Consider the following 11,471-nt stretch of genomic DNA (forward strand, 5'->3'; position numbering starts at 1 on the left):
TAGAGAAGGAAAAGTTATATGCTGAAAGTTGTCGAGATAATAATTATGTGCAGCTCTGCCACTATTCATAATGCCAAACATCGAAGCTATTTCTGCCATGCCCAATGGCGAAAGACCAATTTATCTACTAGTTGTGCTGCACGGCTGGGGAGCTAATTATCAAGATTTTGTTCCTTTTGCCAAAGTGCTTAATTTGCCTGATTTTGGCTATATGTTTCCCAATGCTCCTTTCGATCATTTTCAAGTGCCTGGAGGGAAATCTTGGTATGCCTTAGAAAATAAAGAATTTACTGGTTTAGCTGAAAGTAGAAAGCTATTGCGTGAATGGCTTCTGTCTCTAGAAGTTTCTACGGGAGTACCTTTAAATAGAACAATTCTGGCGGGCTTTTCTCAAGGAGGAGCAATGACTTTAGATGTGGGCTTAACTCTTCCTTTTGCTGCCTTGTGTAGCTTTAGCGGTTATTTACACTATCAGCCTCAACCTCAAGAAAACAAGATTTTTCCGCCAACGATGATTATTCACGGCAGTCAAGATCTTGTTGTCCCAGTTGAAGCCGCCATAAAAGCTAAGGAGGAGTTAACTAAGATTGGTGTTTTGGTGCAGTATCAAGAGTTTGATATGGCTCACGAAGTTAAAGATGAGGCGATCGCTTTATTTAAACAGTTCATTACTAACGAGGTTTTAAAATAAACTACTGTTGCTCATATAAAATCTTTTCAAAACAAAGTTGTCCAACCTCAACCAAAGCAGTCTCTGCGGTTTGATCCTTTGCCGAGTTGTTAGTCAACTGTATAAACTCTGCTTGGCTATACTGTCGCTGAAACTCCTTGATGGTGCAGTTGCAAAGTTGTTTGGCTTCTGGCTTTTCTAATCCTTGTCCTTGAGAAGTTTGCAGACATTCCTGATTATAATTCTGGATAAATTCAGGGGAATATTTATTTTCTGGTTGAGGAGATATCTTGCCATAGGCAACTGCCACATTGCCTATGGCAAGTAAAGATAAGGTTAATAAAGAGGAGTAAAAATACTGCATAGCGATCGCGATATGATTAGATAAGACTGCAAGAGAAATAATAGATGTTTTTTGTCTTAAATATGTTCCTTTTTGAGCAAGTTTAAATATTTAATTTGTAGTTCGTAGTTCAATACCGTTCGGTTAAGCCCCCCAGCCCCCAACAGCAAGACTTGCTTTAGGCGAGGAAACCTCGCCAAGCTTCCTTGCTCAACTTTGGGGGAGCTAGATTTGTGAAAGTCCCCCAGAATTGGTAGGGCTGTTTCATTCTCAGAATTATTCTAAAATAATGGGGAATTGGGGAGATAGGGGAATAGGGAAATAAAAATGCAGCAAAATAAACCAAGATTCATTAGTAATCATGAAGATTTAGAAGTCTATAAAATTGCTTTCGATGCTGCTATGGAAATATTTAAGCTATCTAAAAATTTCCCCAAAGGGGAGAAATATTCTCTAATCGATCAAATTCGACGTTCTTCTCGTTCAGTATGTGCCAATTTAGCCGAAGCATGGACAAAGGGCTTGCCCGCATGTAGGAGACGCTATAAAGGTTCTTTTTTATCTAAACTCAATGATGCCGAAGCTGAAGCAGCCGAAACTCAAGTCTGGCTGAAGTTTGCGGTTAAATGCCAATACTTGGATTTAGATAAGGGAAGAGAACTTTATAGCCAATATAATCAGATTTTAGGATTAATTGTCGTTATGACGAATAGTGCTGATAAATGGTTATTAAAGAAGAACTAAATTATTAGTATTTTCTCTTTTCCCCAATCCCCTATTTCCCTAACTCCCTATTTCTCTTTATTTAACAAGAATGAAACAGCCCTACCCCAAAGTTGGGGGATTTAGGGGGCGGATGAAATAACTTAAAAGACTGACCGAACAGTATTGGTTCGTAGTTAGTCGTTTGTAGTCAAAGAAAACTACCCACCACCTAATAGTTAAGTAATCTACTTGAACAGGATTTAGTATGAAATGCCCTTAGATAGCTCCCAAATTAAAGCTGCCGCCATGGAGATCGGATTTCATTTGGTGGGTATTGCCTCGATAGACAACCATCAAGATAATGCGGTGGCACATCTTAAAAACTGGTTAGATTTGGGCTATCAAGCTGACATGGCATGGATGGCAAGCCCAAAAAGAGAAGATATTCGTTGCTGTCTGCCCCAGGTAAAATCGCTTATTGCTGTTGCTCTTAATTACTATACTCCTCATCAACACTCTAACGATCCACAGGTAGGCAAGATTTCTCGCTATGGCTGGGGTCGAGACTATCACAAGGTTATGGGCAAAAAGCTTAAGGCTTTAAACAACTGGTTGCGATCGCAAGATGAGTCGATTATTACTCGCTACTATGTAGATACTGCCCCTGTACAGGATAAGGTTTGGGCGCAACGGGCGGGCTTGGGTTGGATTGCTAAAAATGGTAATCTAATCAGCCCAAAATACGGTAGCTGGATGTTTTTGGGTGAAGTGTTAACTAATTTAGAATTAACTCCAGATACAGCCCATACCAATCATTGTGGTACCTGTACTCGCTGCTTAGAAGCTTGTCCCACTCAGGCTATTGTTACACCTTATGTAGTAGACGCTAATCGCTGTATTGCTTATCATACAATTGAAAACCGTGAGCCAGAATTACCTCAGGCGATCGCTAATAATTTATCAGGTTGGGTAGCTGGTTGTGATATCTGTCAAGATGTTTGTCCCTGGAATCAGCGTTTTGCTCAGTCAACAAACATTAATGATTTTCAGCCTTATCCTGATAATATTCGACCTCAATTAAATGAATTAGCATCTATTTCTGAAGTAGAATGGGATCGGCGATTTCGTGCTTCTGCCTTGAGAAGAATTAAGCCTAATATGTGGCGACGGAATGCCCGTGCTAATCTAAATGAAGAAAGTTAATTGTTTCTTGAAAATCACCTAATACAATATATTTTTAATAATTTTAATTTAATGTCTGCTAAGGTAATTTTATTTGATTTTGACGGTACGATCGCTGATACATATCAGGCAATTGTTGATATTACCAACAACTTGTCTACGGAATTTGGTTATAAAGCTTTAGCTCAAGAAGAGTTGTTATTAATTAAAAACTTAAGCTCTCGCGAAATAGTTAAGCGTTCAGAAATATCTATATTTAAACTACCTTTTTTGGTTAGAAGAATTAGAGCCGAATTAAGCAAAGAAATTGCCGAACTATTGCCAATTACCGATATGACCCAGACATTATTTGAACTACAAGACAGAGGATATATTTTAGGTATTGTAACTTCAAATATCAAAGAAAATGTCGAGACGTTTTTAGACAAGAACAAATTAAATTCTCTTTTTAGCTATATTTATTCCAGCACCTCTATCTTTGGTAAACATCGAATAATTAACCAAGTAATTAAAGCTAATAATTTGGATAGATCTAAGGTGATTTATGTGGGAGATGAAACCAGAGATATTAGATCGGCTCGCAAAAGTCATATTGGTATAATATCTGTTGGTTGGGGCTTTAATTCTAGAGAAATACTTCTAGACTATCAACCTGACTGTTTAGTCGATAGCCCTCAAGAATTGCTTAAAGCGATCGAGCTATATCATTTTCAAGGTACAAAAATTATTGCTAAATAGCTGTTGTGGGCAAGAATAACTTAAAGATTAGTGGAGATGGCAGCTACAGGACAAGTAGGAATGCACTGTTCACAAACGATGCAGCGCGATCGCTTGAATTCTAATCTAAATGTCTCTGGATTTAATACCAAAGCCTGGGTAGGACATACTCCCGTACATAAACCACAGTCTACACAGCTTTTTTCATCTATTATAATCTCGCCAATGGCAGAAAATACATTGATGTCTCGCATTCTCATCCACTCGATGGCAGCGTCAATTTGGTCGATGTCTCCCTGCAATTCAACAACTAACTTACCCATTTGGTTAGGGGCAACCTGAGCGCGGATAATATTGGCAGCCACATTAAAGTCCTTGGCTAAACGATAGGTAATGGGAATTTGCACCGCCGTTTTAGGAAAAGTTATCGTTACCCGTTTTTTCATGGAGAGTTATAGATTATAGATAGAATAAGAAACGCGAATATATAATATCTCTGAGTTTAATAATGAGCGAAACACAGCTAGAACCAAATACTAACAATTCTGTCAGAAATATAGTCATAGCGATCGCAGCAGTGGTCTTGAGCGTTGCTTTGTTCTTCGGTTTGCAAACTGAAACTAGTTCTTTATCTTTAGAGTCCCAGGTGAAAAAATCTACTTCTTTAGACGTGGCTCTAAACAATAATAAACCTACCCTGACGGAGTTTTACGCAGATTGGTGTACTAGTTGTCAGGCGATGGCCTCGGATTTGGGACAAATAAAACAGGCTTATGGCGATCGCGTTAATTTTGTGATGCTTAATGTAGATAATACCAAATGGCTGCCAGAAATGCTCCGTTACCGAATTGATGGTATTCCTCACTTTGTATTTATGGATAATGAGGGAAAAGCGATCGCCGAATCTATAGGAGAACAACCCCGCGGAATTTTAGAGGCTGATTTAGATGCTCTAATTGCTAACAATCCTATTCCTTACGCTAATAACCGAGGTCAAATTTCGCAAGTAGAATCAAAAGTTACGGTTACCGACAATAGCGATCCTCGCAGTCATGGTGCGGATGTTAAATAGGTAGCCAAGGGGTACCCCCCGCAGGGAGTAATAAGTAGATATTTAAAAGCTCAGAGCCTAGAGCCTAGAAATAATCTCAACTCAGATTTTAATAATAATAATAATTGCCAAAAAAATGACCACAATTGTTAAGCATAGAAGAACAGGAAATGAGTATATTTTGTTGGGCATAAATGGGGAAGTTGATAAAGTTAATCCGTCTCGTTTTATTAGTGAACTATTTGCCCAAGAAAAATCCAAATCTGAGGTATCCTGTTCAGCAACGGTTTGTGATGTTCAAGGGAATATCTTCTTGACTTATATTGACGATTTGACTGTTGTGGAAATAGACGGCAATAAGCCAGCAGATCTACTGCCAGAGCCTACTTTTAAGTCAGTTGATAATGATGTATATCAGCAGCAAACAGATGATTTTGATGATGAAGATTTAGAAGCAGAAAACTTTGATAACCCTGAAGATACATCGGCACAAACCCCAATATCTTCTACCTACAGTCAAAGTTCATCTCAACAAAGCGATCTTGATAATGACGATGAGGATTGGATCTAAAAGTTGGCTAGTAGCGTTTGTGTGACTAGAAGGATAACTTTGCCATAAGCGGAAGCATAACTCTGCCACAATAAGCTCGGAGAATGCCTATTATTACGTTGAGCAATTTTTATGACTTCACTTCATGAGGAAGCATAATATTGCCGTGAGTAATTCATAATGTTTTGTTTGCTGTAAGCACTGCTGTTGCATAGTTATATAATTATTACTTTTTGCCATATCTTCACTATCTAACAATGTAGCTTTTAATTTTCACTAGTTGTTTGGGAAGAATATAAATATAGCCTTTGGGTAAGGCTGTGTTCAATTCTCGCACCATAAATACATGACAACAGAAATTAACGGTATTTTTGAGCAAGTTCGCGATCGCTTGAAACAATTAGGCAACGGTATTGCTGACTTGGCTCAAAATCACGCAGATATTTTAGAGAGTCCGAATATTCAAGATTCTTTATCAAAGTTTAGACAGGCTTACGAAGAATCAGTAACTAGATTAGCCAATCCTAATTTTACTATTGCAACTATTGGTACAATTTCTTCGGGCAAATCAACCATTGTTAATGCTCTAATTGGACGTAAAATTGCCCCTATTGAAGCAGGAGAAATGAGTGGGGGAATACTAACTATTAGGCATCTGGTTGACTGACAAAAGATGAAGAGAAAAACCTGAGAATAGAGATTCAGTAAAGAGTTGAGGGATTGACACAAAGCAAGGGGAGTCAGCACTCTGAGATTAGATACCACTCATAATTTCAGAATACTGTGAATCAAAACTCCCGTCTCTACAATGCCTTGAATCAATGGATGAGTCAATAGAAGTTTGAAGACAGAAGTATGAAGGCGCGAAGTTTCAAGTTTGTTCGAGGGCTTGTACCTCATACGAAGTTTGAAGTTTGAAGTTTGAAGGAAGAAGGAAGAATTCGGAATTCGGGAAGGATTTTTTGTAGCTCATACCTCACACCTCATACTTCGCGCCTTCATACCTCATACACAGGGCTATCGCCCAGATCGTCCGTCCTTCGGACGACTTCGATGCTTCGCATCGTGTAGGGCGAAGCCCTGGTACCTCTACCAAACTAAGAGCGATCGTGAACGACGGGGCTTGCAACTATAGTGGAACAAAGGACTTGTCCGCATGTAGGAGGAAGTAGCTGTTTACGAAGTTTGAAGGAAGAAGTTTGAAGGAAGAAGGAAGAAAGATTTTTTGTACCTCATACGAAGGAAGAAGTAGCTGTTTTACTTCATACTTCATACCTCATACTTCATACTTCATGCAGCTGTTTTACTTCATACACGGACTCTCTGTCCGTCGCCGTTCCCGAGGAGACGTCGGAACGCAGAGAGCGTTCACCTCACACTTCGCGCCACAGGGCTATCGCCCAGATCGTCCGTCCTTCGGACGACTTCGATGCTTCGCATCGTGTAGGGCGAAGCCCTGGTCAAGCTACTGACTGGTTACATTTATGTCATCTTCAAACTTGTATTTGGATGATAATTGCTTTAATACACACGGGCAATGTCAACCTGACAAAATGGTCGATGTACATCCCTGGTCGAGGGAAGTTGGCTGGGGGTAGACAGAGACGTATTCAGCGTTGGCTAAACAATCCTCGAATCAATGTCCATCGAATCAGAAAGTCCTTGGTCAAAGCAGCACTTGATGATTGGTCAGAATCAAAAATATTTTTGGCATTAGACACTTCACTGTTCTGGGATGAGTATTGCCTTGTGCGGCTTTGGGTTATTCATCGAGGGAGAGCTTTACCGTTGGTGTGGAGAGTGATGAACCATGAAAGTGCTAGTATTTCAGTTACCGATTATCGAGAGATGATTAAGCAGGCACAAGTTAGGCTACGAGAATCAGTTAAGGTAATTTTACTCGCGGAGCGAGGATTTATACATACCGAATTGATGACCATGCTGACAACTCAACTAGGATGGCATTATCGTCTCCGAATTAAGAGTAATACCTGGATTTGGCGTGGAAGTTGGTGTCAACAGAAGTTTGAAGACAGAAGTATGAAGGCGCGAAGTTTCAAGTTTGTTCGAGGGCTTGTACCTCATACGAAGGAAGAAGTTTGAAGTTTGAAGGAAGAAGGAATTCGGAATTCGGGAAGGATTTTTTGTAGCTCATACCTCACACCTCATACTTCGCGCCTTCATACCTCATACACAGGGCTATCGCCCAGATCGTCCGTCCTTCGGACGACTTCGATGCTTCGCATCGTGTAGGGCGAAGCCCTGGTACCTCTACCAAACTAAGAGCGATCGTGAACGACGGGGCTTGCAACTATAGTGGAACAAAGGACTTGTCCGCATGTAGGAGGAAGTAGCTGTTTACGAAGTTTGAAGGAAGAAGTTTGAAGGAAGAAGGAAGAAAGATTTTTTGTACCTCATACGAAGGAAGAAGTAGCTGTTTTACTTCATACTTCATACCTCATACTTCATACTTCATGCAGCTGTTTTACTTCATACACGGACTCTCTGTCCGTCGCCGTTCCCGAGGAGACGTCGGAACGCAGAGAGCGTTCACCTCACACTTCGCGCCACAGGGCTATCGCCCAGATCGTCCGTCCTTCGGACGACTTCGATGCTTCGCATCGTGTAGGGCGAAGCCCTGGTCAACCTAAAAACTTTCACTTTCATTTAGCAGAGGCAATTTGCTTACACAACGTACAGATTCACAAAGGTGAATTTTCTGGCAAAGTTCATGTGATTCTTGGTCGCAACAACGTTAACGGCGAACTATGGGCAATTGTCAGTAATGAAAAAACTACTCTACAAACCTTTGCTGAATATGGATTACGTTTTGATATCGAAGCGAATTTTTTAGATGACCAATCTGGTGGTTGGAATGTTCAACGCTCGATGATTCGAGATGTATGCGCTTTGTCCCGTTTGTGGTTTATCTTATCTGTGGCTACTCTCTACGTTAGTGCCCAAGGTGTTGAGGTAGTTCGTATTGGCAAACGAAGATGGGTTGATACTCATTGGTTTCGTGGTAATAGCTATTTTAGGATTGGTTGGGATTGGGTCAAAGCTGCACTCATTAATGGTTGGAATTTACTTCATTGCGTGACTTTCTCTAGTAATCAAGATCCCTCACCTGCAATGGCATCACGATCGCAATATCAAAAACGAGCAGATCAGTTGGAGTTCAAAGTTTTAACTTATTCCTACAATATTTCTTGAAAGTTTTGTCAGTCAATCAGATTAGGCATTCCAAAGAGTTCAAATTATTAATAGAAGAAACAGAGGGAGCGCAATGGTTAGCGGGAGAGTGGAATAATATAGGTGAAAAGGAAATATACGCTCGTATTCGTAACGGGGTGATGTTTCCCTATCATCAAGCTCGACAAAAACAAGAATTGATTGCGCCACAAGTTACGGCTTATGTGCCGATTTTACCAGCCGAAGATTCTAGTTTATTAGGCTTACCCAAAGGGATAGGTATTGAATTTATCGATCTACCAGGATTAAAGTCGATTCAAGATCGAGACAATCTTAAGGTTATTCAACAACAGGTTCATAAAGCTTTTAGTTTAGTTGCCTTAGATTATTTACAAGTTGACGACCGCCATCGTAAGTGTCTGTTAGAAGAATTGAAAAAAGTAGTCGAGTATTTACAAGGACGTACTGACTCGATGATATTTATTTTAAATCGAGTAGATTCAAGGGGACAAGACGATATTACGCTCGCCGAAAGAATTGAACAATTGCAGTTAGAGATACAGGCAACTTTAAACTTAGATCGTTTACCTGACATTATTCCCTTAAGCGGCAGATTTCTTTATTATGCTCAGTGTGCTTGGGGAACAAATGCTAACAGCAGCAATTCTGCTGTAGATGCTGCTACTCGCCGTCATTACTTAAGCGGAATGCTTAAAGATTGTTCTAATTTGATTCACTCTCATGTTTGCGAAGATAAAACGTTAAAAAAGCGGTTTAGAGATATAGAAGATCGGGTGGGTAATGGCGAAACTATCGATGACGAAACTATGCGAAAAATTCTCTATCACGTCAATGATTGGAGTGGTGGCGATCGCCTTTGGAAGTGTATGCGCGATCGCGTCCAAGAGTCTTTTTCAGAATTGGTTATATTACCCGCACTATTCGATGTCCTCGAAAGCTACAGGTTGTTAGTCAACACAATCGATGTAGAAGTCAACATCAAAAAGATTGGTAAGAAAGAAGAACTAAAAAGCAAACAGCAAAACATTATCGATGGTAGCGAAAGACTAGCCAGAGAGGTTGAAAATATCCGCGATCGGTTTCAGCAAGAAATAAGAACAATTATCAACCTGCTAAAACAAGATAGTCAAAGCGATCGCAACAATCTCGATCAAATGGGTATTGAAAGCTTTGATTCTTTTTACGATACTGTCAGACAAGTTGAAGAAGATTTAGTAGTAGAACTCATTTTCCCTGTGACAAATGCTTTTGAACAAGATAAAGGAACTTACGAACTAGAAGAAGAATTAACTGAAGTTATTACTCCCCCTAAAGCTAAAGCGATCGCCAAAGCTTATGACTTAGTTAATCGTAAATTGAATGAATTTAAGCTAGATGATTCTGGTTATTTTATTAGACAAGTTCGCCACGACGATAAAGAAGAATTGCGTAGTACGGAACACGCTGAAAAAGCGATTCGTTCCCTCTACTATGCAATGCGTAAAGCCATTACCACTAGAGCAGAATTTACTTTACAAGGACAAACTAAACAATTTGAAACAGGACTGTTATCGTTGGTCAATAAATTAATTAAAGAACTAAAAATTGCTTGTGAGCAAGAACTTCCCGCTCTCGATCTCGATAAAGTAATCATCTCTGATTTTGAAAATCATATTGCTCAAAATCCGCCTCAATTACCAAAAGAACTATTTAACTTCTCAGATACTATTAAACAAAATACTACCAGCAAACGGGAAGTAGTAGGCAAGAAAAAAGAAACCCAACATTACACAGAAGGTAGTTGTTTTAAGCAGGAAAAAACTAGAACTGTTACTAAAAATGTCTATGAAGATATTGAGTATCAAGAATTAAAGCTACCAGATTACAAAAATATGGCGCGACAATGGGCAGAGGGAATTACCCAAGAAAAGCAAAAACTTTGGGATATTCTTGATCGTTGGATTAGTAATTATTTGGAGCAAATCGTTAAAGAGTGCGATCGCGCTATCGATAAGGCAACTAAGTCTACAGAACGAGCTTTTGATAAACAATTACAAGAGATTGAAAAAGATGGGGTTAAGCAAGAAGAATATTGGCAGCAATTTGAAAGAGAACTAAATGCTGTTACAGAAACTCATCAGCAATTACAACAGGAGTCTACCTAAAGATGAATCCTATTAATCGCCAAAATCCATTGACTCTTATAGATGAATTCATTCAAAGTTTAGACGAACTTGCAGGAAATGAAAATAATCGAGATCTAAATTGTGCTATTGATTCTTGGTGTAGGGAACTGTCTATTAATCAACACTTTCCTCAAGCATCTACAGAAATAATCAAAAATAAGAATCAATGGATACAAGATAATCGAATTTATCGCGAATTTCTGCCACTGTACCAAAATCTTCTAGTAACAACAGATAAAAAAATAATGGGAGGAATAGGAAATTCGTTTAACAGGCTGAAGAATATTTCCAATAAAGACTTTTATCACAATGTTCAGGAGACTAAAGAAGAAATGAATGTTAAATCAATCGTATTAATTGCATTTGTACTCACAGGAATAGGTTTATTACTTTATTTATTCAATAAAAAAGAAGATAGCAATAAATCTCAATATAATAATCAGTTAAATAATGATTTAGCTTATCAACCTTCGGTTGAAGAAAAGCAGGTCTTAGCTTTGTTAATTAAAAGCGATCGCTATCAAGAGTTAATTCATTCCTTAAACAAAAACAATGAGAAATTCTGGCAAACAGAAGATGCTTCTAAACTATATGGCGCAACTCAAGGTTTATGGATTGGAGCAAAAAGTAAGTTCGATCAGTCGAGAATCAAGCAAAAACTAAACAATTGCAATCCAGTTACCTCTACATCTGAATACGATGTTCATTTTGTCAAAATAGAACTAGATAAAAACGATTCTAGATTCCATTCTGATGTTAATCCAATGGATCGTCGGGATGCTTTTATGGAATTAGGAAATAAGTCGCCTCAAATCACAGTCTCTCCTAGATTGTCATGTAAAGCTTATGAAAATACAGAGTTTTACAGTCGCTAA

The 11,471-nt window shown here is 39.0% G+C and carries 13 protein-coding genes; 11 read left to right on the plus strand and 2 right to left on the minus strand.

Annotated elements, in window-relative coordinates:
* Positions 1-70: 70 nt before the first annotated feature.
* Entirely contained in the window at positions 71-691 is a 621-nt protein-coding gene (locus tag SLP02_RS22170; protein ID WP_319422895.1) for an alpha/beta hydrolase, read from the plus strand.
* Between the two features lies 1 nt (position 692).
* Here the strand turns inward: SLP02_RS22170 and SLP02_RS22175 are convergent, their stop codons facing one another.
* Positions 693-1,034 carry a hypothetical protein gene (locus SLP02_RS22175; protein WP_319422896.1) on the minus strand — a complete coding sequence of 114 codons (342 nt, stop codon included), beginning with the start codon at positions 1,032-1,034 and terminating at the stop codon, positions 693-695.
* Between the two features lie 306 nt (positions 1,035-1,340).
* Between SLP02_RS22175 and SLP02_RS22180 the strand changes: the two genes are divergently transcribed.
* The 3 genes from SLP02_RS22180 (at position 1,341) to SLP02_RS22190 (ending at position 3,638) form a co-directional block, all read left to right on the plus strand.
* Positions 1,341-1,757, plus strand: a complete 417-nt coding sequence (locus tag SLP02_RS22180; RefSeq protein WP_319422648.1) for a four helix bundle protein — start codon at positions 1,341-1,343, stop codon at positions 1,755-1,757.
* A gap of 231 nt (positions 1,758-1,988) precedes the next feature.
* On the plus strand, positions 1,989-2,921 hold the full coding sequence (gene queG, locus SLP02_RS22185) for a tRNA epoxyqueuosine(34) reductase QueG (protein ID WP_319422897.1): 933 nt from the start codon (positions 1,989-1,991) through the stop codon (positions 2,919-2,921).
* A gap of 51 nt (positions 2,922-2,972) precedes the next feature.
* Positions 2,973-3,638: an HAD-IA family hydrolase gene (locus SLP02_RS22190; RefSeq protein ID WP_319422898.1), complete on the plus strand. Its 666-nt coding sequence runs from the start codon at positions 2,973-2,975 to the stop codon at positions 3,636-3,638.
* Between the two features lie 20 nt (positions 3,639-3,658).
* On the opposite strand, the gene SLP02_RS22195 is transcribed toward SLP02_RS22190, so the two are convergent.
* Complete coding sequence (locus SLP02_RS22195) at positions 3,659-4,063, minus strand: NIL domain-containing protein (RefSeq protein ID WP_319422899.1); 405 nt, start codon at positions 4,061-4,063, stop codon at positions 3,659-3,661.
* 62 nt (positions 4,064-4,125) lie between these two features.
* Here SLP02_RS22195 and SLP02_RS22200 point away from each other — a divergent pair, with 62 nt between their 5' ends.
* From SLP02_RS22200 to SLP02_RS22230, 7 genes are all read left to right on the plus strand, one after another.
* Positions 4,126-4,689, plus strand: a complete 564-nt coding sequence (locus SLP02_RS22200; protein WP_319422900.1) for a thioredoxin family protein — start codon at positions 4,126-4,128, stop codon at positions 4,687-4,689.
* 115 nt (positions 4,690-4,804) lie between these two features.
* Complete coding sequence (locus SLP02_RS22205) at positions 4,805-5,239, plus strand: hypothetical protein (RefSeq protein ID WP_319422901.1); 435 nt, start codon at positions 4,805-4,807, stop codon at positions 5,237-5,239.
* Positions 5,240-5,564: 325 nt separating this feature from the next.
* Positions 5,565-5,885, plus strand: a complete 321-nt coding sequence (locus tag SLP02_RS22210; protein WP_319422902.1) for a dynamin family protein — start codon at positions 5,565-5,567, stop codon at positions 5,883-5,885.
* Between the two features lie 842 nt (positions 5,886-6,727).
* Positions 6,728-7,321, plus strand: coding sequence for a hypothetical protein (locus SLP02_RS22215; RefSeq protein ID WP_319418706.1), 594 nt, complete (start codon positions 6,728-6,730; stop codon positions 7,319-7,321).
* A gap of 630 nt (positions 7,322-7,951) precedes the next feature.
* Positions 7,952-8,431 carry a hypothetical protein gene (locus SLP02_RS22220; RefSeq protein WP_319418707.1) on the plus strand — a complete coding sequence of 160 codons (480 nt, stop codon included), beginning with the start codon at positions 7,952-7,954 and terminating at the stop codon, positions 8,429-8,431.
* Between the two features lie 5 nt (positions 8,432-8,436).
* A complete protein-coding gene (locus SLP02_RS22225; protein WP_319422903.1) occupies positions 8,437-10,575 on the plus strand; it encodes a hypothetical protein in 2,139 nt (712 codons plus the stop codon).
* A gap of 2 nt (positions 10,576-10,577) precedes the next feature.
* A complete protein-coding gene (locus SLP02_RS22230; RefSeq protein ID WP_319422904.1) occupies positions 10,578-11,471 on the plus strand; it encodes a hypothetical protein in 894 nt (297 codons plus the stop codon).

Source organism: Pleurocapsa sp. FMAR1 (genome assembly GCF_963665995.1).
In the GTDB taxonomy this organism is placed as follows: domain Bacteria; phylum Cyanobacteriota; class Cyanobacteriia; order Cyanobacteriales; family Xenococcaceae; genus Waterburya.

Coding starts and splice junctions, on each gene's coding strand:
- SLP02_RS22175 (WP_319422896.1), bottom strand. CDS start 1,034: ATGCAGTATTTTTACTCCTCTTTATTAACCTTATCTTTACTTGCCATA.
- SLP02_RS22195 (WP_319422899.1), bottom strand. CDS start 4,063: ATGAAAAAACGGGTAACGATAACTTTTCCTAAAACGGCGGTGCAAATT.
- SLP02_RS22190 (WP_319422898.1), top strand. CDS start 2,973: ATGTCTGCTAAGGTAATTTTATTTGATTTTGACGGTACGATCGCTGAT.
- SLP02_RS22200 (WP_319422900.1), top strand. CDS start 4,126: ATGAGCGAAACACAGCTAGAACCAAATACTAACAATTCTGTCAGAAAT.
- SLP02_RS22210 (WP_319422902.1), top strand. CDS start 5,565: ATGACAACAGAAATTAACGGTATTTTTGAGCAAGTTCGCGATCGCTTG.
- SLP02_RS22180 (WP_319422648.1), top strand. CDS start 1,341: ATGCAGCAAAATAAACCAAGATTCATTAGTAATCATGAAGATTTAGAA.
- queG (WP_319422897.1), top strand. CDS start 1,989: ATGCCCTTAGATAGCTCCCAAATTAAAGCTGCCGCCATGGAGATCGGA.
- SLP02_RS22170 (WP_319422895.1), top strand. CDS start 71: ATGCCAAACATCGAAGCTATTTCTGCCATGCCCAATGGCGAAAGACCA.
- SLP02_RS22215 (WP_319418706.1), top strand. CDS start 6,728: ATGATAATTGCTTTAATACACACGGGCAATGTCAACCTGACAAAATGG.
- SLP02_RS22230 (WP_319422904.1), top strand. CDS start 10,578: ATGAATCCTATTAATCGCCAAAATCCATTGACTCTTATAGATGAATTC.
- SLP02_RS22205 (WP_319422901.1), top strand. CDS start 4,805: ATGACCACAATTGTTAAGCATAGAAGAACAGGAAATGAGTATATTTTG.